Source organism: Micromonospora sp. NBC_00858 (assembly GCF_045207365.1).
Taxonomy (GTDB): domain Bacteria; phylum Actinomycetota; class Actinomycetes; order Mycobacteriales; family Micromonosporaceae; genus Micromonospora.
Window position 1 is genome coordinate 3,311,426 of the sequence record NZ_CP108828.1, and the last position, 23,281, is coordinate 3,334,706.

The window sequence follows — 23,281 nt, forward strand, 5'->3', positions numbered from 1 at the left end:
TTGGCGACGACGGCAACGAGATCTCAGGGCGATGAGCGCGCCAAGAAATCGGTGCGCGCCAGCGGAGACAACGGTCGCACCCGGAGCCGTGGCGGGCAGCGCCACGGCCGCCGCCGATGGTTGATGACATTGGCCGGCGCGGTGGTGGCGTTGTTCTTCCTGGCGCCCTACCTGGTGATGTTGATCGGCTCGTTCAAGCGGCACTCGGAGATCCTGCGCATTCCGGCCACATACCTGCCGACCGAATGGGTGCCATCGAACTACGCGTCGATGTGGTCCACGCCGGAGACGCCGCTCGCCTACAACCTCGTCTCCACCGTCATCATCTCTGCCTGCGGGACACTGCTGGTCCTGGTGGTGGCCATGCCCGCCGCCTATTACACGGCCAAGCACCGCTTTCCCGGACGACTGGCGTTCCTGCTCCTGGTGCTGGTGACCCAGATGCTCCAGCCGACCGTACTCGCGGCGGGACTGTTCCGGCAGTTCCTCGCGATCGGCATCGACGACACCTGGCTCGCTATGATCCTCGTCAACGGCGCGTTCAACCTCAGCTTCGCGGTGTGGATCATGCACAGCTTCTTCGCCGGGGTGCCCAAGGAGATAGACGAGGCGGCAATGATCGACGGTGCCAGCAAACTGCAGACGCTGCGGCGGGTAACCCTGCCGGTGGTCTGGCCGGGCATCGTCACCGCGATCATCTTCACGTTCGTCGCGTGCTGGAACGAGTTCGCGGCCAGCCTCGTCATCTTGACCACGGCGGAGAACCAGCCGCTGACCGTCGCCATCACAAAATTCGTCGGTCAGTACGATTCGGCGTGGCAATACGTCTTTGGAGTCTCTATCGTCGGCATCGTGCCCGTGATCATTCTCTTCGCGTTGGTTGAAAAGCGCCTGGTGGCAGGTCTCACGGCGGGGGCCATCAAGTGAGCACGGCCGAGGCCGCCACCGACCGGGCGGACGGCCGCGACCGCGCCCAGCGCCTGCAGGCGCTGCTCGACATCCTGGGCGCGCGCGGCAGGCTGTCCGTCGCCGAGGCGGCCAGCGCCCTGCAGGTCTCCGAAGCGACGGTCCGCCGGGACTTCACCACCCTGGCGGAGCAACAATTGGCGGCTCGGACGCACGGCGGTGTCGTGGCCACGTCCGTCTCGTACGACCTGCCGGTCCGCTACCGGGGCCGGGGCGACAACGGCGCCAAGGAGCGCATCGCCGCGATCGCCTGCGAGCTCGTCGAACTGGGCGACGTGGTCGCGTTCAACGGTGGCACCACCACGTCCGCGACGGCCCGACGCCTCGCCGCGCGGGTCGACCTCGCCCAGGCCGTTCAGCGGCCGGCCGTGACGGTAGTGACGAACGCACTCAACATCGCCACCGAGATGGTGCTGCGACGCCACGTCCGTACCGTCATCCTCGGCGGTGTGGCACTGCCCCAGTCGTACGAGCTGACCGGGCCGCTGGCGACGATGGTCCTGAACGAGCTGTGGCTCGACGTGCTGATCCTCGGGGTCGACGCGTTCTCCCCCGACGGCGGCACGTCCTGTCACGACGAGGGCGAGGCCGGCATCGACGCGACGATGGTCCGGCGGTCCCGTCGGGTCGTCGTCGTGGCCGGCTCGGAAAAGCTGGGCCGGCACTCCTTTGCCCGGATCTGCGACGTCAACGCGGTGGACATCCTGGTGACCGACGACGGCGCGGACGCGAAGGTCGTCGCCGACCTACGTGCCGCCGGGGTCAACGTGTTGCTGGCCTGAGGCCGGCCCGGCGGGCCGGAGTTGGCGAGGTCGATGCGCCAGTCAATGTGGCTATCGTTCGCCAGGTATGCCCATTAGGGTCGGCGGCATGACGCCAGCCCTTGCCGCCAGCGCCTTCGACTCGCTGCGCCTCGACGCCGTGCCCGACCAGGAGGCGCTGCGCCGGGCCTACGAACTCCCCAGCGACGCGGCCGTGCGGAAGCAGATGACCGAACTCACCGAGCAGACCCGGCGGTTGATCGGCTGCTCGTCGCTGGTCCTGGTCGCCAGCGTGGACGCCGAGGGCAACTGTGACGTTTCCCCGCGCGGCGGCCCCGCCGGGTTCGTCGCCGTCCTGGACGCACGGACCGTGGCGATACCGGACGCGACTGGCAACAAGCGTCTGGACACCCTGCAGAACGTCATCGCGACCGGACGGGCCGGGCTGCTGTTCATCATCCCGGGGCGCACCACGACGCTCAGACTGAACGGCCGGGCCTGCGTCTCCACTCGCCCCGATCTGCTGTCGCAGCTGACCGCCGTGGGCAAGCCGCCGGCCAGTGCGCTGGTGGTGGGAATCGACGAGGTCTACCCGCACTGCCCCAAGTCGCTCCTGCGCACCGGCGTCTGGGAGCCGGAGAAGTGGCTGCCAGCGAACGCGCAGCCGACCTCGGCCGAGGTGACGCTGGCCCAGCTGCGGATGCCGGAGCTGACGATCGCTGACATCGAGCAGGCGGAGGCGGACTCGCTGAAGTACCGGTACGAGTAACGAGCCGCACAGCGATTGCGCCGAGCACCGCCCTTGTCAATCGGACCTTGACGACGCTCGGACGCTGCGGGGGCGGGTGGCGCTGGTCGCGATGAGGCCGTGGCGGGGATGCGGCGCGTGCACCCCGGGCAGGCCCCCGAGTGCCGCCGCCGGCGGCGGGAGTGCCGGCGCCTCACAGCCGGCGGCACCACGCCGCAGGCCTGGCCCGATTACCAGCGCTGGTCGAAGGCGCTTCAGGAGTACGGGCCGACCTCGGGAGCCTTCTAACCGCGCTCGTCCGGAGGCTGCTCTTTCGTCAGGTGCAGCAGCCAACCCTCACCGGTCCGGATGAGCGCGTATCGCCGACGGCCGGCGCGGCCGTTCAACGTGAACAGCATTCGACGCTCGGTGCGGTCGTGCTCCTCCCAGGTGCCGATGTCGGCGATCGACTTGTCGGCGTCCTCATAGGTGAGGTGATCGAGGTGGTGATCGGGCACGGCGATCGCGAGCCGGTTGTCGTCGGGACTGTCCGGCAGGCCGCGAGGCACCGCCCAGGAGCGCAGCACACCGTCCTCCTCGAGCCGCAGGTCAAAATGCGGTCGTGGTTTGCGGTGGTGGTGCAGGACGAATGCAGGTGCCACTCTCACCATTGTCCGCACACACCGGCCCCACCGCCTGCCGATGGATGCGCTACTGCTCAACCTGTTCAACGCAGACTCGCCCGGCGCCCGCAGACCTCAGTCTTCCTCCGGTCTCGTCCCGGATCTTGTCGCCGCTGACTACGACGGAGAGTTGCGTCGGCTCGGCACGACGCCTGGTGATGTGGTCCACGTCTATCGCCGTGCAGCCGCCGATGGCAGCCAGAAGCAGCTCCACCGGCGTGAAGCTGGTTCCCGGTGACATCGCACGGACGAGGACGCACTGACCACGTCGGCAGGGCTGATCCGGCTACAGGAGGTCGATGAGCTGCGGCGGGACCTCGCACGTCAGCCCCACCGAGTTCATCCGATCGGTGAGCGGCTCGCCATCCGCGGTCGGCACCACGAAGCGCGGCCGGCGGCCGGCGGCGAGATCGGCGGCATACCGCTCGCGGGCCTCGACGAGGGTCTCCCAGTCGCCCAGCCACGCGTTGACCGGATGATCGCCCGCCAACAGGTCGCGGTCCAGGTCACGCACCCGCGCCACCATGGCGGTCACTGCGTCGTTCTGCTCCCGGATCGAGCGCGCCCGCGCGTCGGCGGGTGCGTCGGGAGGTACAGCCTTCGCCGCCACGGTGGCGCGCATCGTGGCGCACGCGCTCTCGGCCACCTCGCTGACCGGTGGATTGTCGATCAGCTCGGGCCGGTCGTGGTTCGCGTACGTCCAGAGGCCGGCGCAAAACACGACGACGCCTCCGACCGCGATCACGACGACCAGGGCGGCGCCGAGGACCCACCACCCCGCGCTCCCCCGCCCCGACGGCGCGGGGCGGGCACCGGGGTACGGCGGGAGTGTGGGTGGACGGCTCACGCCTGCATCGTGTCGACCCCGGTCAAGGACCGCCAGCAGGCCGTCGAACCGATCACGATGCTCAGCTGGGCGCGAGCCTCGCGGAACTCGACCCTGCGAGCCAAGCTGGCCGGAGCACCCGTGTCGGCGAGTACCGGCGCGGGCACGGGTGAGCGAGCGGTGCCACCGACGGCGAGCAGATCCGTGTCACTCCTCAGCGCTTGTCGGGTGGGAAGACACCCGTTTCCTTCACGCCCATCGCACAACCCATTTCGGGCCTGCCGGTTCCATCGATCACTCGTCCTCGTCATCGCCTTCTGCCGGACACGCTCGCGTCAACCCATGGGGCCGCGACTGGCGGTGCTGACGACCGCCATCATGATCAGGGTGCGCTGCCGCCGTCGACTCATCAGTGCGAAGCAGGCGGTGAGCGCCACCAGCTCCACCTCGGCCCACTCACCGGTTACGTCGACGCGGATCGGCCCGCCGAGCCGGCCGGGGAGGCGCACCGCGAGTCGGTGCCTGTCGCGGACCAGCTCGCCACCGCAGCGGCCGGGCGCCCAGCGCGTCACCCCGCCAGGTCCCGGCACGTGCGACTGGCGCGGGTCGAGCCGTACCGCGGCGCCGTGCTCGGCCTGGGCGGTGACCCCGATGCGTCGGCGGTCGGTCGGCTCGACCGTCCAGAGGCCCGCGCCGGTGCGGATCTCGCCGCACCGCCACGTCCAGCCGGTATGCAGCGAGGCGCGCGGTCCGGCATCGGAGTCGAGGACGAAGGCGCCGTCCTGCTTGCGTATGGTCAGCGCGGTCATCGGTTCAGCCCTTCCGGGCGCGGCCGGGGCAGGCCGAGGATGAGGACGACGCCGACGCTCAGGTGTAGCAGCGCGAGCGTCGTCTTCGCTCCCCCGCCGACGCCGCTCGGCGGCCCGACCAGCAGTGACAGCAGCAGGACCGCGACCGCGATCGAGGTCCACCAGGCGCGCGCCCGGTTGGTGAGGCGTTCCAGCAGCGCGAGCAGCGCCCAGGCGGCCAGTGCAGCGACCGCGGCGGCCACCACGACTGCGGCCACCGTGATCTGCCGGGTCGCGTTTGCGGTGCCGGCTGCCAGGTCGACGCCGGCCGCCGAGTGCAGGATCGCGAACTCCGCCGTCGCTACCAGGGTCGCGCCGGCCGCCACTGCGGTTCGGCGCAGGAGAAGGTTGTTCGTCATGCCCTGAGTCTGTGGACCGGCCCGGGTCGGGCACGTCGGTCCGGACGCCGCGGCGGGTACATCCGTCGGCGGCGCCGCGTACTACCAAAGGAGGTGGTCCGGCGCTCCGCGAGCCCAGTAGCCTGCGCTGGTGGATGCGGCGACGTGCGACGTGGACCCGCCGCGGACGTGGCGTTCCGTCCCGGTGGGTGTGGCGACCGTGACGATGGGCGTGCTCATCGCGACCGTGCTGTGGTCCGCCACCCGCTCCGAGTCGACCGCCCTGGTCCGCGCCGATGTCGCGCTGGCGGTGGCCGCCCTGGCCCTCGTCCCGGTGGTCGTCCGCCGCCCGGAGGTCGCTGGCGTGCTGGCGGGTCTGCTGGTGGCGCTGTCGCCGGTGGCCACTCCGGTGGCGAGCTTCGCGGTGCTGTTCACCGCCCGCAACCGGCCGTTCCGGCAGGCCGCGGTGGTGGCAGCGGTCGGCGTGGTAGGCGAGGCGGTGCAGGCGGTGTGGCGGCCGATGCCCAGCCTGCCGTACGCGTGGCGGCTGGTGCTGATGACGGCCGCGTACGCGGCCTTGCTTGGCTGGGGCACCTGGGCGCAGGCCCGGTACGCCCTGCTGGCGGCACTGCGGGACCGGGCCTGGCGGGCGGAGCAGGAGCAGGAACGGCGGGTCGTCGAGGCCCGGGCGGCCGAGCGCACCCGGATTGCGCGGGAGATGCACGACGTGCTGGCCCATCGGCTGTCGCTGCTGGCAGCGGCCGCCGGCGCGATGGAGTACCGGCCGGACGCGCCACCCGAGCGGCTCAGCGCCGCCGCCGGGGTGATCCGCGCCAGCGCACACCACGCCCTCGACGAACTGCGCGAGGTCATCACGCTGCTGCGCACCGACGACGCCGAGGCGCCAGCGGACGCACCGCCCGGGCAGACCCTCGCAGACCTGCCGCGCCTGGTCGAGGAGGCTCGGGCCGCCGGGCAGCACATCGAGGTCGACGACCCGCTCGGCCCGCCGGTCGAGGTCCCCCCGACGGTCGGCCGCACCGCCTACCGGATCGCGCAGGAGGCGCTGACCAACGCCCGCAAGCACGCCGCCGGGCAGCCGGTCCGACTCGCCGTCGGCGGGGCGCCCGGCTCCGGCCTGAGCATCGCGGTGAGCAACCCGACCACACCCGACGGCGGTGCCGCCGGGCACGACGGCGCGGGTCTGATCGGTCTCGCCGAGCGGGCCGCCCTCACCGGCGGCCGCGTCGCCCACCACATCGACGCCTCGGGTCGGTTCCACCTCACCGCGTGGCTGCCGTGGCCGACGTGACGGGCCCGGTTCGGGTCGTCATCGTCGACGACGATCCCCTCGTGCGGGGAATGCTGACGATGATGCTCGACGGCGCCGACGGGATCGTCGTTGTGGGCGAGGCCGCCGACGGTGGTGCGGCGATCACCGCGGTGGACCGGCACATACCCGACGTGGTGCTGATGGACATCCGGATGCCCGGCGTCAACGGCATCACCGCCACCGAGCGCCTGCGCCGCCGCCCCCGGCCACCGGAGATCATCGTGCTCACCACGTTCGACACCGACGAGCACGTGGTGCGGGCCCTGCGGGCCGGCGCCAGCGGGTTCCTGCTCAAGGACACCCCGCCGGAGCGGATCAGCCAGGCCGTCCGCGCCGTCGCCGCCGGCAACCCGATGCTGTCGCCGGGCGTCACGCGCCGCCTCATGCAGCGGGTCGCGTCCGGCGCCGAGTCCTACGAGCAGGCGCGTACCCGACTGGCCCTGCTCACGCCCCGGGAACGCGACGTCGTCCTGGCCATCGCGCAGGGACGCTCCAACGCCGAGATCGCCACCGAGCTGCTGATGAGCGTGACCACCGTGAAGGCCCACGTCTCGCACATCCTGACCAAGCTGGACCTCGACAACCGCACCCAGATCGCCCTGCTCGCCCACGACGGTCGGCTGGCCTGATCAGGAGGTCAGCCCGTTGCGCGGACGCGGTCGGGCGCGATGGTGAGCAGGACCCGCGCCTGGTCGCGGCCCGTAGCCGTCATGGTCAAGCTCCGGGTACGGCGGCGCCATCCGTCGATCCTTGCCGGGAGGCAGTAGCGACAGCCGGGGCGCCAGTACACGATCGTCCGTCCGTCGCGCTGACCCGCTGCGCTTCGGCGGCGTCCACCGAAATGCGCGCAGCGGGTCAGATTGATCAGACTCTTCCAGGCAGATGCGCTGGCAACTACAAGGCAGCCGTGGTCTTTCCCAGGATGCTGGCGAGTGCGCCGTAGTCGACGTCTTGCCCTTCTTTGATGTCGACAGTTTTGCGTTCACCGTTGCCCATTGCCCGGAGGAACCCCTTGACCTCAGGGATGTCCGTTGCGTTGAAGACCATGAACGAGACCTTGGACTTGGCTACCGCGATGACGGCCGCGTAGTGGCCGTTCTTCAGGTAGTGCGGCTTGCCGTACTGAAGCCGTTCCTCGACACCTGGAATGGTTTGGTCGATCATCGCACGTAGTTTGTCACATACGTCGATCTGCCACGGCTGCGTCTTGTTGATGTACTGGGTGACGTCGTCGTCCACGGTCTTCTCCTTCATCACTGTTCGCTGGAAAGCATGGGCCTACAGAACGTGTCGTAGCCGAGGGTCGAGCGCCGCCTCGCTCTTACCCTTCACCGCCTGGGGCCCCGGGCTCCTGCTCCCACCCGACGAGCTTGTCCCCGGTGGGAGCGTAGGTCAGCACGACCACGCCCGAGTTGAACGCCTGCGCGCCGACCAGCCGGAGGACCACCGGCTCGCCCGACTCCTCGAAGAGGCGCACGCCACCGCCCATCACGACGGGGTAGGTGACCAGGCGCAGTTCGTCGACGAGTTCATTACGCAGCAGCCACCTGACCAGTGCGACGCTGCCGTAGACCAGGATGTCGCCGCTCACCTCGGCCTTCAGCTTGGTGATCGTCTCGGCGACGTTCTCGCTGATGACGGTGGTGTTCTTCCACTCGCCCCGGTCCAGTGTCGTCGAGACGACGTACTTGGGCATGCTGTTCATCTTGTCGGCGAAGCCCGCCTCGTCGGTCATGTTCGGCCAGGACGCGGCGAACCCCTCATAGGTGACCCGGCCGAGCAGCAGCGCGTCGGCGGCCTGCAGTTGCGCCAGCCCGGTCCGCATGGAGTCCTCGCTGACGAACTGGAAGGTGAACCGCTGCGGGTCGTCGACGACCCCATCGGCGGTGGTGAAGATGGACAGAACGACGCGTCCCATGATGTCTCCCACGTAGTTTCGGTGACCTCAGGTAGAGCCTGCTGCACGGGGGGCGGGACGGGCATCGGCGGCGACCACGCATTCCACCACTCATTGGACTACGCACTACGGAGCCAGCGTCGGGCAGGATGGTGCGATGGACGTCACGCATCCCGCCGGAGCGTCGAAGCGAGAGATCGAGGTGCTCGTCATGCTCGGCGCGCGCCTGTCCAACGCCGACATCGCCGGCAGGCTGCACATCTCCGTACGGACCGTGGAGAATCACGTCTCCTCGCTGCTGCGCAAGTACGGCGTCGCCGACCGGCGGGCGCTCGGCGAGCTCGCCGTACAGGTGCAGGCGGGGGCGCCGGTACCTGGGCGGCTGGCCGGCCTGCCATCGGCGCTCACCACCTTCATCGGCAGGAGCGCGGAGCGCGAGCACCTGATGGAGACGCTGCGCGGCGCCCGACTCGTGACCGTGGTGGGACCAGGCGGGATGGGGAAGACCCGACTGGCGGGCCAGATCGCCGGGGCGGCGGGGTCCTCCTTTCCCTCCGGTGGCGCGTTCGTCGACCTCGTCCCCGCCCGTGGCGGGTACATCGCACAGGCGGTGGCCACGGTGCTCGGCGTCAGCGAGCGCCCCCAGCAGTCGCTGGAGGACGCTGTGGTGGAGCGGCTCGGAGAGAGTCGATCGCTGCTGGTGCTGGACAACTGCGAGCATGTGATCGACGTGGTGGCACCGTTCGTGGAGCGGGTGCTGGCCGCCTGCCCGGCTACCCACATCCTCGCCACCAGCAGGGAACGCCTCGGTGTACGGGGTGAGCGTGCCGTACCGCTGGGCCCGCTGCCGCTGGAGTCCGACGCCGAGCGACTCTTCATCGACCGCGCTACCGCCGCGGACCCCGGGTTCGGGGCGGACCCCGTGGTGGTGGCCAAGCTGTGCGCGCGGCTGGACGGTATGCCGCTGGCGATCGAGTTGGCCGCGGCGCGCAGTGCCGGCCTGGGCGAGAACGGGTTGTTGGCCGCGCTCGATGACCAGCTACGGCTGGTGGCCGGCGGTAGGGGTGTGGACGAGCGGCACCGCTCGCTGCGCGCCGTCATCGGCTGGAGCTACGACCTGCTCGATGACGAGGAACAGGCACTGTTCCGGCGGCTCGCCGTCTTCGCCGGGGCGTTCGACCTCGCCGCCGTCGCCGGGGTGAGCTCTGCCGGGAGCACCCACGGTGCGATTGCCGACGTGCTTGGCAGGCTCGCGGACAAGAGCCTGGTCAGCGTGCACCGCCGAGGCGGAGCGGTCCGGTGGCGACTGCTACAGACCGTGCGCGCGTTCGCCATCGAACAGTTGGACGTCTCGGGCGAGCGGCCGGAGATCCAGGACCGGCACCTGCGCTGGGCGGCGGACGTCGCCACCGAGCTGGAGACAAGGCTGGATGGCGACGAGTGGTACGAAGAGTTCGACGGTGTCGCCGACGATCTGAGAGCCGCCCTCGCCGTCGCCCCCGAAGGCCCGGGTGAGCTGCCGCACCGGCTGGCGCAGGCACTGGCACACCTCGCCTACACGCGGCGGTTCCTGATGGAATCGCTCGGCCACTACCGGACCGCCGCCGAACGGGCCCCCGCTCCGGGCGAGGCCGCGGCGGACCTGTACGCGGCCTCCGCCGTTTCCCATGCGATCGGCGACGACGGTCAGCGGCCCTTCGACCTGCTGCTGGCCGCCGCGCAGCGGGCCCGGGTGGCCGGGGATCGTGGGGCCACGGCCATCGCGCTGGCGCAGGCGGTCACCACTGCGCGGCGGCACCCGGCAGGGTTCGCCGCCGAGGTTCCGTACGAGCGCCTGCGTGATCTCCTCGACGAGGCGGCGTCGGCAGCCGACGGGTCGAGCGACGCCGTGGTGGCGGCCCGCCTCGCCGAGGCGGCGGCCTGGGCCGCGACCGCAGACAGGTATGAGGCCGACCTGGTGCTCGCCGAGGCCGCCGTGGCAGCCGCCCGGGCCACCGGCGATCCGGTGCTGATCAGCGCGGCTCTGGACACGGTGGCCACCGCCGACATCGTGGCGGGGCGGGGCGGGGCGGTTCGCCAGATCATGGACGAACGGTTGACCCTGCTGCCCGCGATGTCCCGGCACGACCCGAACGCCGCCCCGGAGATCGTCGACACGTACCGGATGGCCCACCTGGCTGCCCTCGGCGTCGGTGACCTGCCGGCTGCCCTGTCGATCGGCCAGCGGACCATGGACGACGACCTCGCTGGCAGCTCCTATTACTCGGCCGCCCTTCTGATCACGCCGCTGGTGCTCAGCGGACGCTTCGATGAGGCGCTGCGGATGGCGGGCACCGCGTGGGAGGGTTGGCGGCGGGCCGGCCGTCCGCGCACCGGCACGATGTCGCCGCCGATGGCCGCGGTCGCCCTCGTCCACGGGCTGCGCGGCGACGACGAGGGGTACGCGCTGTGGCGTTCCCGCGCGATCGAGGTTATCGGGGAGCTACCCCCGCACTCCACGTTCGTGTCGATGGTCGACGCGCGGCTCGCCGTACACGCCGGGCGGGCCGAGGACGCCGCCGCGCTTGTCCGCCTGACGTTCAACGGCATCCGCAGCTGGTCTCCGCCCTACTCGCGGGCGGTGGGCGCCGAGCTGGCCGTCGTCGCCGGGCTTCCCGACGCGCCGGAGCTGCTGTCGGCCGCCGAGCGGCACGAGAGCGCGTGGGCCGCCGCCTGCACCGCCCGGGCCCGAGGCCGCCTCCACGGCGACACCGCAGCCCTCACCGCCGCCGTGGCGGGGTGGGAGCACATCGGCGCCCGGTTCGAACGGGCATCCACGCTCCTGCTGCTGCCGGACCGTGCCGCCGAAGGCCGCCGGGACCTCGACGCCCTCGGCGTCGAGGTCCCGGCTCAACGAGTTTGATAAAACGCCGGGCCCGTCCCGCTGCGACCGTCAGCGTTCTCCTACCACGTCGGACAGTGAATAGCCGGCTGCGCTGAACGTGCCACTGCGCTCAGAGCCCGCCGTGAAATTGGTTGATCCGTTTCGGGACGGATGCGCTGTCTGGTGTGGTGTCGGTGACAGATCCACAGTGCACCGTGTAGTTCCAGTCGCAGCGGAAGGGGTCCCTGAGGGGACGCCCGTCTCCCTCGATTCAGCAACTGACCCACCACAGTCAGCTCACTCAGGCGGCGGCGCGGTCGGCGAGTGGGCGGCGACGCCGTGCGGTGTCGGTCAGTGAACGCGGGGGCAGAGGAGCGTTGGGGTTGTACAGGTTGGTTCCGGGCGGCACGATCTCGTCGATTCGGTCGAGGGTCGCATCGTCCAGAGTGAGTGCGGCGCCCTTGAGGAGATCCTCCAGCTGGGGCATGGTCCGCGGTCCGATGATCGCCGAGGTGATGGCCGGATGGGCCACGGTGAACGCAATGGCGAGCTGCGGGAGGGTGCAGCCGATGGTTTCCGCGAGTTCGACGAGCTGCTCGACGACGTCGAGCTTCGCGGCGTTTTCTGCGATCGTGGGATCGAATCGTTCCGGCCGGATTGTGGGACGGCCGGTTGACAGGTCGATGGGCTGGTTCTTGCGGTACTTGCCGGTGAGGAACCCGAAGGCCAGTGGGCTCCAGACCAGCACACCCATTCCGTAGCGCTGGCAGACGGGCAGGACCGAGGCCTCGATCCCGCGGGCCAGGATCGAATACGGCGGCTGCTCGGTGCGGAAGCGTCCGAGGCCACGACGCTCGGAGACGTGATGCGCCTCGACGATCTCCTCAGCCGGGAACGTCGAGCAGCCGAAAGCGCGGATCTTCCCCTGGTGCACGAGGTCGCTGAGCCACCGAGAGCGTCTCCTCGATGTCGGTCGAGTCGTCGGGGCGGTGGACCTGGTAGAGGTCGATCCAGTCGGTGTTTAGGCGCCTGAGGCTGTCCTCAACCGCCTTGAGGATCCAACGGCGCGAGTTGCCACTTCGGTTGCGGCCCTCGCCCATCTGGAAGTGCACCTTGGTGGCGAGTACGACGTCATCACGGCGCCCCCGCAGCGCCTTCCCCACGATCTCTTCGGACTCTCCCCGTCCATACATGTCAGCGGTATCGACGAAGTTGATCCCCTCGTCCAGAGCCGTGTGAATAATACGGACACAATCGTCGTGGTCGGAGTTGCAGCCATCCTGGAACATCATGGTCCCGAGGCAGTAGGCACTGACTTCGATACCGGTTCCGCCGAGGGTGCGATAGCGCATGGTGATGCTTCCCTTACTGGTTCAGCCGTGGTTACACAGAGCGACAGAAGCGTCGATAGCACGGGGAACCCTAGGATCTAGAGTCGGCTCTAGGTCAAGCCGCTACCCTGAGCGGCATGGCTGAGGTCACCACGAGTCTGAGCATCGGGCAGGTCGCCGAACGCACCGGATTGAGCGTGCACGCGCTGCGCTTCTACGAGCACGAGGGCCTCTTCATCAACCCTGTGCGGCGCGGACCTGGCGGGCGCCGCGTCTACAGCCAGGATGACGTGGACTGGCTCACCGTCTGCATCATCTTGCGCGCCTCCGGCATGCCCCTGCCCGCGCTACGCCGATACGCCGACCTCGTGCGGCAAGGAGCCGGAAACGAGGAGGAACGACTCACGCTCATGCGTGAGCACCAAGCCCACGTCACCACTCAGATCGGCAAACTCGCCGAATGCCTGGACCTGATCAGATTCAAGGTCGGAGTGTATGAGGACCTCCTCGACCCAGGCAGCGCCGCCGACCACCAATGCCACGCTCCAACCCCTTCGGCACCGGAGCACCCGACCGAGATCCGCATCGGCTACGCGCGGGTGTCGGGCTCGTGAACGCGGCGCCGTGCGGGCTGACGCCACCAGCGCCGACGTCATCCTGCTGATCGCGCCCAACTACGTCACCAGCTACGTTCCGGACGCCTCGCCCGACCCGCTACGTGCTGACGCCTCTGGCGGCTGCTCGGCACTGCTGTAGGAACGGAAACTTCGGCCGCAGCTGGTTGAGCAGATTGACAGGCACCGTCATGGACATGTCCACGATGCGCCATCGCCGAGGAACCCACTAGCCGACTGGCTGACCCAAGATAAACGGCGAGCTGGTGGTGTGGGGAAGGCGAGCGGACTAACTTCGCCCCATTGCAGCGACGAGTCACCGCTGGCGTGCGGCTCCCGGGTTTCGCTCGGCGCATGCGTAGACATCGTCTACGCCGAGATGGTAGACAACGTCTACCTACTGGTCTTGGCGTGGGCTGAAGGGAAGCACTGGTGCGCGGTTCGAAGGTCGTCGGCGCAGGTCACTACCAGCCTGCGAAAGTGCTGTCCAACCATGACCTCGCCACGATGGTGGAGACGAGCGACGAGTGGATCCGCAGTCGGGTCGGCATCCGGGAACGGCGGATCGCCGGGCCCGCCGAGCCGCTCGACCTGATGGCGGCCGAGGCGGCGGCCGCGGCCCTGCGTGATGCCGGCGTGGCCGTCGAGGCGGTCGATTTGGTGGTGGTGGCGACCTGCACGGCGGTCGACCGCAGTCCCAACGTCGCCGCCCGGGTCGCGCGTCGGCTCGGCATGCCGTCACCTGCGACGATCGACGTCAACGTCGCCTGTTCCGGGTTCACCCACGCGTTGGCCACGGCTGACGGCGCCGTTCGGCTCGGCTCGGCGACGAACGCGGTGGTGATCGGCGTGGAGCGGCTGAGTGACTTCACCGACTGGACCGACCGGACGACGTGCGTGCTGGTCGGTGACGGAGCCGGCGCGGTGGTGCTGACCGCCGCCGAGCAGCCCGAGATCAGCCCGGTGGTGTGGGGCTCCTACCCAGACATGGGCGAGGCCGTGGTGATCGAGCGTGATCGCAAGTTCACCCAGGCTGGACAGACCGTCTACCGGTGGGCCACCACCACGCTGCCCGACATCGCCCGCCGGATCTGCGCCGCCGCCGGCATAACGCCGGACGATCTCGGCGGCATCGTCCTGCACCAGGCCAATCTGCGCATCATCGAGCCGGTCGCACAGCGGATCGGGGCGACGAAGGCCGTCGTTGCCCGTGACGTCATCGAATCGGGCAACACCTCGGCGGCAAGCATCCCGATCGCGCTGTCGAAACTGCTCCAACGCGGAGAGTTGCAGCCCGGTGCACCGGTGCTGCTTCTGGGCTTTGGCGGAGGATTGTCGTACGCCGGGCAGATCATCCGCTGCCCATGACCATGACTATGAACCGCGGGGGAACGGGGAGCGGATGAGCACGTACGAGAGCATCGCCGCGTTCCTCAAGCACGAGGGCGAGCTGCTCGGCACTACCGAGTGGCAGGTCATCGACCAGAGCAGGATCAACGCGTTCGCGGACGTCACCGGCGACCATCAGTGGATTCACGTAGACGAGCGGCGCGCCCTTGTGGAGAGCCCTTTCGGGAAGACCGTCGCGCACGGCGCGCTCACGCTCTCGCTATGCTCCGCCTTCCTGTCCGAGCTGATCCACGTCGACGGCGTTCGCCTGGTGGTCAACGGTGGTCTGAACAAGGTCCGTTTCCGCACGCCAGTGCTGGTCGGTTCGCGCGTCCGCGGTGTGGCCACGCTTACGCAGGCCCGACCCCTGTCCAACGGCGCCCGCGTGGTCGTACAAGTGAAGGTGGAGATCGAGGGCGAGACCAAGCCTGCGTGCATCGCGGACCAGGTGTTGGTGTTCTATGAGTGAGGGCTGCCGGAACTTCCGCCAGCGATCCGGCCTCGTATCAATTCCTGCAGAAGAATCCGGCCGGAGGTAGCCGGCGGGCAGTATCCGCATGTCGGCAGTTCAGGGTGTCGGCTCGCCAAGTGAGCCGCTACCGCCCTCCTGAGGGGGCGTGGGTGTTGAAAGGCAGCGCGAGCAGGTTTGCCGGTGCTGCCGTACCACCCGCCTTCAACACGCGGCGGGTGGTACGCGCCTATCACATCCGTCGATTCCGCTTGTCGGTTAGGGACGTCAATCACTTCCGACAATTCCTGTCTACGCCGGCTCCGGCGGCATGGTGGCCCTGACGTACGCGGTCGGTGTGGCGGCGCTCGCTGTTGACACCGGGAGCCGCGTGCTGACAATGGGCTCCACCATCGGATCAGCCGCTTCGGCGGTTACCCCACTGGCGCGGGCTCTGGACCGAGCTCCGGCCGCCGAGGTGCTGACCCTTTCCATGCGGTTGAGGCGAGGCGACCTTGCCCTTCGCGCGTCGGGCAGCCCGGTTTGCGTGAGCGGCAGGCTGGTCGGTCTCGGCCGTGGTTGAGGTGTCGGCATCTGCCGCGTGGTCGTCTTGGACGGGCTCAGGCTCCGGCATCGGTATCTCCCTGGATTCGTGGGGCGCCCTGCGGACCATCGACAGCCGACGGACGCGGACCACTCGACGCCGGCGCGGGCGCCTTGACGGTATCGCAACGCCAAGCCCGTCCGATCGACGGTCTCTAGCCCGCGTGAGGGTGGCGCCCGTCTGTGGCAGCCGATACGCGACCGAGAGTTGACCGGAAGGGCCATCCCAACCGCCGAACTGACCTTCAACTGCCGAGCGCACGGCCCGCCGCGCTTGACGGCTTCCCAGGTTGTCTTTGAAGAGCTGCGCGTAGCTCTCCATCGCCACCGAGAAAGCAGGCATGCCAGAGAACCCGCATGGCGACTCTCGGGTGGACGTCGAGGTCGGCCGGCAGCCTGGCACAGGTACGCCGCGCGCCGTCAGCGACTCGGCGGTGCAGCACAGGAGGGCTTATATGGCTCCGTGGAAATGTGTGTAGCCCATTCCTGTCGGGTCAGGTTGCGGTCGACGGCGACGCAGATCTGGGCCTTGGCAGCATGGAGATTAAACGACCAGCTGATGATTCGGCCGTCCTCGGCGCCGGAAATGAGGCTTCCGGCCGGGGTGAATGCGAGCCCGCGGATTCTTGCGGTATGGCCGGTGAGGGTGACGACGTGCTGGCGGGTGCTGGTGTCCCAGACGATGATGGTGTGGTCGTCGCCGGCGGAGGCGAGACGGCGGCCGTCTCGGCTGATGGCGAGGACCTGGACGGGCGCGGTATGGCCACTCAGTACGGCTGTTTCCCGACCGGTCGCGGCGTCCCACAGTTTGATGGTGCGGCTGTCACCCGCGGTGGCCAGCCAGCTGCCGTCGGGGCTGACCACGATATCCTGCACCGTGCTCTGCTGGGCGTTGACCCGGTTGAGCAGCTTTCCAGTAGTGATATCCCACGTGTTGACGTAGCCGCCCACGCTCGCCCCCAGGAGTCGATGCCCGTCCGGGGTGAAGGCCAACGACGTGACGATGCGGGCCGGGAACCTGGCGGTTATTTCGGACGGTTTGTTTATGTCCGTGACGTCCCACAAGGCAGGGCCGAGAGTGGCGGCTGCGAGGATACGGCCACCGGGATCGAAGTCAACGTCCGTCGAGGCACCGACTCCTTTGGTCGGGAAGGGCCGGGTCACATGCTTTCGCCCCTGGATGTCCCAGATCGTGACGATGTTATTTCGGGTGACCGCGGCGAGCAGGCGTCCGTCCGGGCTGAAAGCGACGGCCTGAACCTCGTCTGGATGCCCACCCAGTGTGACCAGGAACTTCCCGTGTGCGTCCCACAGCCGAACTGTCCTGTCGCTGCCCGCTGAGGCGATGGTGCTTCCGTCCGGACTGACCTTGACGTCCTTCACCTGTGCCGTGAACCCGGTGAATGGGGCGTGGCCGAGGTCGTGGAGCACGATGGTTCCGTTGAACCCGGCTGAGGCGAGCATGGCTCCGTCCTGGCTCATCGCGACGGAGGCCGTCTCGCTGCGGCCCCGGTCCTGGTAGGTCTGCAGGGGCTCGCGGCGTCGCAGGTCCCAGATGGTGATCACGCCGTTTTCGTCGGCCACGGCGAGCTTGTCGTCCACAGGAGCGGAGATCGACCACGCATAGCGGCCCGACAGTGGCAACGGCGGGAGCGGAACCGGCCGGTCGTCGCCAAGGTTCCACAGGTACACCCCTCGATCGTGCGCCAAACCGGCGAGAACATATCCGGAATGCCCGAAGGCGACCGAGAAGATGTGCTCGGTGGGCAGGTGGGCAATCGGTCTGCGTTTTGCCACGTCCCACACGGTCGGGTTCTCTTTCCCGTTGGCGGACACGAGGAGCCTGCCGTCGTGGCTGAAGGTCAGGGACGCGACCGGCACGTGGTGCCCGCGGAGCAGCGTGCGGGTCCCGGCCCTCAGGTCGTATAGGGCAATGTCGCCGGGTTTTGGGGTGTCCGCGCTGGCCCCGGAGCCGCCCGCGCCACTCGCGAAGCCGACGGCGACCTTTGTTCCGTCGGAGCTGAAGGCCGTGCCGGAGGCGAGGTTGTTCTCCTCCAGCCAGGTGATCTGCTGGCGTGTGTGAACGTCCCAGACGATGATGGAACCTTTGGTTCCATCAACCCCGACGGAAACGAGCAGCTTTCCATCGCTGGCGAAGGCCAGGTTCGCGACCCGGCCGGGGTGCCCCGGCAGTGTGGCGGTGCGTTCACCGCGCGCGGGGTCCCACAGCCCGATCGTGCCGTCCGCGGTGGCGGAGGCGAGTAGGGAATGGTCAGGGTTGAACGCGACGGCGTAGATAGACGGTCCGCCGACGTTGAGTTCGGTGTGGCGAGGCGCGGCTGCCGCGCTCAGCACGCTCCCCCGACTCTCGTTGCTGGAGTGGAGGTGATCCGCTTCGACGGCCAGCAGGCCGGCCAGTTCCGGATCGGTGGCGAGCAGAGATCGCGCCTGTAGCGACAGCTCGCTGGAGTGCGCGACCACCTGCTGCCGGCGGGCGTCCTGGCGCTGCCGCACCGCCACCGCGCCGCCCAGTAGGGCGAGTACCAAGAGGACGGAAACGCCTGCGACGAGGCGCTTGAGGAGACGGGCGTGCCGCCGGGCCTTGTCCTGTTCGGCTTCGGCGAGAGCGTTGCTGGCGCGCAGGAAGTCGCGCTCGTGCTGGTTCAACTCGTCGCGACGGTCATCGGCGAACGCACGCGCGGTAACCAACTGGGCGCCCCGGTACAGGGCTCCGGAATCGCGGTGCAATGAAGTCCAGGTGTGGGCGGCGTCGGTGAGCCGCCGGTGGATGAGCAGGCTCGCACGGTCGTCGGTGAGCCATCGGTGTAGCCGTGGCCAGGCACTGATCAGCGCCTCATGGGCCACCGATACAGTGCCGTCGCCCAGGACCACCAGCCGGGCCGCGGCCAACTGGTCCAGGACCCTGATCGTGACGGCCTCATCGGCGATACCCTCGAGTTCCGTTCGCGCGACGGGCCGGCGGGTGTCCTCGGTGCCATCGCCCAAGGCCGTGAGCCGGAGAAAAATCCGGCGAGCGGCTCGCTGCTCCGCTGCCCCGAACTCGGCATAAACCCGCTCGGCGGTCTGGGCGACCGCCCCCCGTACGCCCCCGCTTGCGTGATAGGCCGACAGGGTGAGGGTCGCCCCGCTTCGTCGGTGCCACGTCTCCAGCAGCGCGTGCGACACCAGCGGCAACGCGCCCGGCTCGTCGGCGGCATCAGCGAGCACCGTGGTCAGCAGATCGGATTCCACTCCCATTCCGACTTGCGCGGCGGGCCGGGTAACAATCTCACGCAGATCAGCGGTGGTCACCGGGCCCACCATCAGGTGCCCTTCGTCGCCCAGTGCGTCGGTCAGCCCCGAATAATTCATGAGGTGAGCGAGGAAGTCGGCGCGCACGCCGAGCATCACAGTGGCACGACGGTCCGCACCCTGAGTGGCGTCCAGCAGCGCTTCGATGAACTTGCGGCGTTCGTCCTTGTCGACGCAGAGGGTGAAGATCTCCTCGAACTGGTCCACCACCAACAGTGCCCGGGTTTGCGAGTGACCGGCGGCCAAGGTCGTACGTAGGGCAATGTCCAGGCCGGCTGAGTCCTCCGTCAGCTCTTCGCGCACCTGCTCGACGTCCTGACCGGACAACTTCGCAACCTCGGCCGACAAGGCCTCGAGCGGGTGCTCGGTCGGCGTCATCAACATGGTCCGCCAACGCTGCGGCGCCCGGCGATCGGCTGCGATGGTGCCCAGCAGACCAGCCCGCAGCAACGAGGACTTCCCGCTACCGGATGCCCCGATGAGGCAGCTCAGTGGCAGCCGCTCGACTCGATTCAGTAGCCGGTCAACCAACTCTGACCGGCCGAAGAACCACTCCGCCTGCTCAGGCTGGAACGACGTCAACCCCTGATAGGGGCAGCGCTCCTCATCGCGAACCGGCGTCGCCGATGCAGCCATTGCATTCGCGATGGCCGACCACCTTGCCCGCCACTCGTCGGCATCGCCACCGCACGCCTCGACGTACGCCAACGTCACCTCCAGCGAGGGCAGCCGGTCACCCTTCGCCGCATCCGCCAAGGTGCTCGCCGAGTAGTGCGCGCGCCGAGCCAGAACCCGATAGCTCGGGCTGCCAGCCCGCTCCCGCAACTGGCGCAGCTGCCACGCCAACCGGTGGACCGGGCCCGCCTTCGGGTCCAGGGGCGTTTCCCGACGGCCCAACACCAACCTCCAAGTCCTGCCTCCAGGCAGACTCCCCCGCCGCGCACCCGTGGCGGGCTTCGTGCCGTCAGGCGTCCGCTGCCCATCGTTTGGATCGAGGGCAGTATCAGGGACTTCGCGTGCCGGGTGCGGGGCGGGGGTCGCCGTTCAAGGGGTCGGTAGCTGGTCGCTCCATGCGGCCTGCGGGCACGCCTCTGACCAGCGCAGACGCCAAGCTTTGTCCGACGTTGTTTGTCCGGTGCGTGCCACGCTACCGGTCAACGCATGCACGGTCCACGGTGGACGCGGCGAACAACCTCGGTGGCCGCCACCACGAGGGATTGCCGTGCGGGATCCGTCATAAGCCCCCGCGGAGTCAATGTCTGGCCACTGAAGTAGCTACGGCCCGCTGACCGATGGCGGCCCCGCATCGCGGTGTTCGGCCCAGACGTGAGGAGAAGGGAGCGAAACAGCTTTCGGGGCGCGCCGAAAATTGATGGAAATCAAGGAGCAGCGTGACGGAAAAACGGACGCCAGTAACACACGCGGCATCATGATTCCGTTCACCTTTCGAGAACAGGGTCTATATGAATCAAACCGAGAGTACGGTCCGGCGGCGCAGCAAGGTACTCGCATCGCGGGTGGTCCTCGCGCTGACTGTGGTGCTGGGAGCCTCCCTGGTCACAGCGAGCCCCGCGTCGGCGCATACCGCTTACCCCGGCCTTCACATGCTCTGCAAAGAAGCCACCCCATGCATCAACAGCGGCAATCTGGTGCGCTTCTGGCAGCGGCACCTCTGGGCGGATGAAGGCTACAGCGACATTGACGGGGCGTTTGGATCTAACACTCACAACGCCACGGTCCGTTGGCAGCAGCTCTACAACGCCGCACACCCGGTTGACATCGACGTCGACGGCTGGGTTGGTCCGGAGACCTGGGAAGCGGCAAGCCAGAACTCCGTTTGGGGCTACCACTTCGACAAGTCGGACGGCACTTACTTGTACTACACGTATTACGGACGCAAGGAGGGCCGAACCTTCCTCATCCGGGACAGGATCTCGGACGGAGTCACCTGGTTCAAGATGCCCGGCGACAGATTGTGGACCGACACGAGCCATGGCAGCTGAGGGTTCGAAGGAGAACAAGGGATGAAGCTTCAATTCGCCGTACCGCGAAAGGCGAAGGGCGCCGGCGCGGCCCATGCATCGATGCATGGCCCGGATAAAATTGCGATGAAAAGGGGTTCCATGAAACGTCTGGCAGCACTGTGCACATTGCTCGCGGCCGTGATCGCGGGCACGCTCGTCTCCGCCAACCCCGCCTACGCTCGCAGCCAACCCGAGTGCGAGTCGTATACGTACGTCTCGAACCAGGCGGGCTACACGGTCGCCGCGCCGATCGGCAAGTACGGCGCCCTGCCGTGCTCGCTGCTCTGGGGCGACGGCGGGCCAGGCACGTTGGCCCTCCAGTGGGCCCTGAACGACTGCTACCTCGCACCCGCGGGCAAGGCGCGGCTTCAAGAGGACGCGTCGTTCGGCCAATTGACCTTCAACGCGCTGAAGTTCGCCCAGAGCAAGGCGGGCATCAGCGCGGACGGCCAGTTCGGGCCGCAGTCACGCGCGTCCCTGAAGTTCCCCTCCGAAGCCGGCGGCACCAACACCTGCGCCCGCCTGGGGCGTCCGATCGTGTAGTGGTTGATCGCTGACGATGTGTCGGTGGTGCGTCGCGGCGAGTTGACCGATAAGGCGTGGGCGGTGATCGCGCCGCTGCTTCCCGAGCCGGGTGAGGCGTGGGGGCGGTGGCGGGATCACCGTCAGGTCATCAACGGGATCCTGTGGAAACTGCGAACGGGTGCGCCGTGGCGCGACCTGCCCGAACTGTATGGGCCGTGGAAGACCCGTCACGAACGCCTGCGCCGATGGACGGCGGACGGGACATGTGATCGGATTCTGGCCGCGGCGCAGGTGCATGACGACGGCACAGCGGTGCGGTTCGCCCGGGCGAAGGTCTTCACCCAGCGCGGCTCGCTCATCTTGTGCTGGAGGGCAGTGGCGCAAGCAGGCCAGCGAAAGCCCAGCGTCTCCGCCAGAGCAGGCATAGTCCGGCCGGCGGTGCGTCCCGGAGGAGCACCGCCGGCCGAGGGGGCTGTGTCAGGAGCTGCAGGTGTTGAGCATGCTCTGCAGGGCGGACTTCTCCGACGACTGCAGCTTCAGGCTCCAGTTGTACTTCACGGTGATCCACATTTTGCTGTAGGTGCACCGGTAGGAGGACAGGGACGGCTGCCAGGTGGAGGGGTCCTGGTCGCCCTTGGATTGGTTGACGTTGTCCGTCACCGCGATCAGTTGCGGGCGGGTGAGGTCGTTGGCGAAGCTCTGCCGGCGGCTGGTCGTCCAGGAGTTGGCGCCGGAGCGCCACGCCTCGGCGAGGGGCACGACGTGGTCGATGTCGACGTCGGAGGCCGCCGTCCAGGTCGCGCCGTCGTAGGGGCTGTACCAGCGGCCGGAGGTGGCGGCGCAGGAGCTGTCGACGACGACGGAGGTGCCGTCGCGCTTGAGGACCTGCTCGCGGGTGTTGCAGCTACCACTGATCGTGATCCAGTGCGGGAACAGGTCCCGCGAGTAGCCGCTGGTCGAGCCCTGCGCCGCTACGGTCAGGGCGTTGAGCTGAGACTGCGCCGTCGCCTTCGACGGAATCCCGGGAGGTGCGGCCGACGCCGGCTGCGCGCTGACGCCGACCAGACCGGCGCCCGCGAGCGCGGCCAAGACGACTGCGGCAGCGTGACGCGTGACGCGTGGAAAACGGGCAGAGATTCGGGTTACCCCCATGAGAGCCTCCTCGGCACTGGGTGGACGGCAACCGTCTCTGACGATCATGGCCATCGAAGGATGCGTTTGTGAAGAGGCGAGGAAGTAGCCACGAAACTTCGAAGCGCTTTGCACCCGCATCTCGATCCGCTTCGGCAAGCGCAACCACTGCACCATGTAGCGGTTCACCCTGCGCGGCGACGCCCGGTCGCTCGCGCCGCTCATGCTCAACATGCGTAAGGGCGGGGCGATGTGGATCGACGCGAGCCTGGCCACCGCCGGGTACGGCCACAACGTCCTCGGGTACGGCGCGCGGCTCGGCCGCCTCACCACCGACCTGTGGGATCACGTCTGCGCCGGCACCCACCCGACGTGCTTAGCCTCGCCACCTGGCACGCCTCGGCGCGGTCGACCGAATCGTCGTCACGCACGCCGAACGCACCGCCACGCAGGTGCCGGTCGGCCGCAGCGCCGAGACCGTCGCCGCGGTCAGGACGACGGCGACCCGCAACGCCGGGGAGTGCAGGTCGCTGCGGCCCGAGGCCGCGAAGACGCGACGGTGGACCAGGATCGGCAGACGGCGAGATGGCCGACCGCTCCGCCGCCCTGCTGCTGTATGGGCGAGCCGGAGCAACGTGGAACCCGCTGCCCGCCGCAGACCT

The 23,281-nt window shown here is 68.8% G+C and carries 21 protein-coding genes and 2 pseudogenes; 13 read left to right on the plus strand and 10 right to left on the minus strand.

Features of this window, described 5'->3' with window-relative positions:
* The 3 genes from OG990_RS15450 to OG990_RS15460 all read left to right on the plus strand — a co-directional run bounded on the left by OG990_RS15450 (nt 1) and on the right by OG990_RS15460 (nt 2,496).
* Nucleotides 1–927, plus strand: a complete 927-nt coding sequence (locus OG990_RS15450; RefSeq protein ID WP_355613732.1) for a carbohydrate ABC transporter permease — start codon at nt 1–3, stop codon at nt 925–927.
* The gene (locus OG990_RS15455) at nt 924–1,748 is read left to right on the plus strand and encodes a DeoR/GlpR family DNA-binding transcription regulator (RefSeq protein WP_386990113.1); all 825 of its coding nucleotides are present in this window, start codon (nt 924–926) and stop codon (nt 1,746–1,748) included. Before OG990_RS15450 ends, OG990_RS15455 begins: the two co-directional genes overlap by 4 nt.
* 88 nt (nt 1,749–1,836) lie before the next feature.
* The gene (locus OG990_RS15460) at nt 1,837–2,496 is read left to right on the plus strand and encodes an MSMEG_1061 family FMN-dependent PPOX-type flavoprotein (RefSeq protein WP_406081129.1); all 660 of its coding nucleotides are present in this window, start codon (nt 1,837–1,839) and stop codon (nt 2,494–2,496) included.
* Between the two features lie 263 nt (nt 2,497–2,759).
* Here OG990_RS15460 and OG990_RS15465 read toward each other — a convergent pair whose 3' ends face one another.
* From OG990_RS15465 to OG990_RS15485, 5 genes are all read right to left on the minus strand, one after another.
* Nucleotides 2,760–3,125 (minus strand): DNA polymerase ligase N-terminal domain-containing protein, encoded by a 366-nt coding sequence (locus OG990_RS15465; RefSeq protein ID WP_386990117.1) that lies wholly within the window; start codon nt 3,123–3,125, stop codon nt 2,760–2,762.
* Between the two features lie 40 nt (nt 3,126–3,165).
* Nucleotides 3,166–3,378 carry an OsmC family protein gene (locus tag OG990_RS15470; RefSeq protein ID WP_406081131.1) on the minus strand — a complete coding sequence of 71 codons (213 nt, stop codon included), beginning with the start codon at nt 3,376–3,378 and terminating at the stop codon, nt 3,166–3,168.
* Nucleotides 3,379–3,423: 45 nt separating this feature from the next.
* A complete protein-coding gene (locus OG990_RS15475) occupies nt 3,424–3,984 on the minus strand; it encodes a hypothetical protein (protein WP_406081133.1) in 561 nt (186 codons plus the stop codon).
* Nucleotides 3,985–4,298: 314 nt separating this feature from the next.
* Entirely contained in the window at nt 4,299–4,772 is a 474-nt protein-coding gene (locus OG990_RS15480) for a hypothetical protein (protein ID WP_406081135.1), read from the minus strand.
* On the minus strand, nt 4,769–5,170 hold the full coding sequence (locus tag OG990_RS15485; RefSeq protein ID WP_386990125.1) for a DUF6069 family protein: 402 nt from the start codon (nt 5,168–5,170) through the stop codon (nt 4,769–4,771). The genes OG990_RS15480 and OG990_RS15485 overlap by 4 nt, the downstream gene beginning before the upstream one ends.
* A 130-nt stretch (nt 5,171–5,300) precedes the next feature.
* On the opposite strand from OG990_RS15485, the gene OG990_RS15490 reads away from it, so the two are divergent.
* Both OG990_RS15490 and OG990_RS15495 read left to right on the plus strand, forming a co-directional pair.
* The gene (locus OG990_RS15490) at nt 5,301–6,461 is read left to right on the plus strand and encodes a sensor histidine kinase (protein ID WP_406081136.1); all 1,161 of its coding nucleotides are present in this window, start codon (nt 5,301–5,303) and stop codon (nt 6,459–6,461) included.
* On the plus strand, nt 6,449–7,111 hold the full coding sequence (locus OG990_RS15495) for a response regulator (protein WP_406081137.1): 663 nt from the start codon (nt 6,449–6,451) through the stop codon (nt 7,109–7,111). Before OG990_RS15490 ends, OG990_RS15495 begins: the two co-directional genes overlap by 13 nt.
* 265 nt (nt 7,112–7,376) lie before the next feature.
* Here the strand turns inward: OG990_RS15495 and OG990_RS15500 are convergent, their stop codons facing one another.
* Entirely contained in the window at nt 7,377–7,721 is a 345-nt protein-coding gene (locus tag OG990_RS15500) for a DUF1801 domain-containing protein (RefSeq protein ID WP_406081139.1), read from the minus strand.
* 82 nt (nt 7,722–7,803) lie between these two features.
* Nucleotides 7,804–8,400, minus strand: a complete 597-nt coding sequence (locus tag OG990_RS15505; protein WP_406081141.1) for a dihydrofolate reductase family protein — start codon at nt 8,398–8,400, stop codon at nt 7,804–7,806.
* 136 nt (nt 8,401–8,536) lie between these two features.
* On the opposite strand from OG990_RS15505, the gene OG990_RS15510 reads away from it, so the two are divergent.
* A complete protein-coding gene (locus tag OG990_RS15510) occupies nt 8,537–11,281 on the plus strand; it encodes an ATP-binding protein (RefSeq protein ID WP_406081142.1) in 2,745 nt (914 codons plus the stop codon).
* A gap of 262 nt (nt 11,282–11,543) precedes the next feature.
* Here the strand turns inward: OG990_RS15510 and OG990_RS15515 are convergent.
* Nucleotides 11,544–12,594 (minus strand): annotated as a pseudogene (locus tag OG990_RS15515) (aldo/keto reductase).
* 116 nt (nt 12,595–12,710) lie between these two features.
* Here OG990_RS15515 and OG990_RS15520 point away from each other — a divergent pair.
* From OG990_RS15520 to OG990_RS15535, 4 genes are all read left to right on the plus strand, one after another.
* Nucleotides 12,711–13,187 (plus strand): MerR family transcriptional regulator, encoded by a 477-nt coding sequence (locus tag OG990_RS15520; protein ID WP_406081143.1) that lies wholly within the window; start codon nt 12,711–12,713, stop codon nt 13,185–13,187.
* Between the two features lie 10 nt (nt 13,188–13,197).
* Complete coding sequence (locus OG990_RS15525) at nt 13,198–13,329, plus strand: hypothetical protein (protein WP_406081145.1); 132 nt, start codon at nt 13,198–13,200, stop codon at nt 13,327–13,329.
* Nucleotides 13,330–13,619: 290 nt separating this feature from the next.
* Nucleotides 13,620–14,555, plus strand: coding sequence for a beta-ketoacyl-ACP synthase III (locus OG990_RS15530; RefSeq protein ID WP_406081146.1), 936 nt, complete (start codon nt 13,620–13,622; stop codon nt 14,553–14,555).
* A gap of 34 nt (nt 14,556–14,589) precedes the next feature.
* The gene (locus OG990_RS15535) at nt 14,590–15,045 is read left to right on the plus strand and encodes a MaoC family dehydratase (protein WP_406081147.1); all 456 of its coding nucleotides are present in this window, start codon (nt 14,590–14,592) and stop codon (nt 15,043–15,045) included.
* Nucleotides 15,046–16,047: 1,002 nt separating this feature from the next.
* On the opposite strand, the gene OG990_RS15540 is transcribed toward OG990_RS15535, so the two are convergent.
* The gene (locus tag OG990_RS15540; protein ID WP_406081148.1) at nt 16,048–19,785 is read right to left on the minus strand and encodes a helix-turn-helix domain-containing protein; all 3,738 of its coding nucleotides are present in this window, start codon (nt 19,783–19,785) and stop codon (nt 16,048–16,050) included.
* Between the two features lie 617 nt (nt 19,786–20,402).
* On the opposite strand from OG990_RS15540, the gene OG990_RS15545 reads away from it, so the two are divergent.
* The 3 genes and pseudogenes from OG990_RS15545 to OG990_RS15555 all read left to right on the plus strand — a co-directional run.
* The gene (locus OG990_RS15545) at nt 20,403–20,942 is read left to right on the plus strand and encodes a peptidoglycan-binding protein (RefSeq protein ID WP_406081149.1); all 540 of its coding nucleotides are present in this window, start codon (nt 20,403–20,405) and stop codon (nt 20,940–20,942) included.
* 21 nt (nt 20,943–20,963) lie between these two features.
* A complete protein-coding gene (locus tag OG990_RS15550) occupies nt 20,964–21,506 on the plus strand; it encodes a peptidoglycan-binding domain-containing protein (protein WP_406081151.1) in 543 nt (180 codons plus the stop codon).
* A 27-nt stretch (nt 21,507–21,533) separates the two neighbouring features.
* Nucleotides 21,534–21,804, plus strand: a pseudogene (locus OG990_RS15555) (transposase); the annotation flags it as partial.
* A 161-nt stretch (nt 21,805–21,965) separates the two neighbouring features.
* Here the strand turns inward: OG990_RS15555 and OG990_RS15560 are convergent.
* Nucleotides 21,966–22,640 (minus strand): DUF1524 domain-containing protein, encoded by a 675-nt coding sequence (locus OG990_RS15560; RefSeq protein WP_406081763.1) that lies wholly within the window; start codon nt 22,638–22,640, stop codon nt 21,966–21,968.
* Between the last annotated feature and the right edge of the window lie 641 nt (nt 22,641–23,281).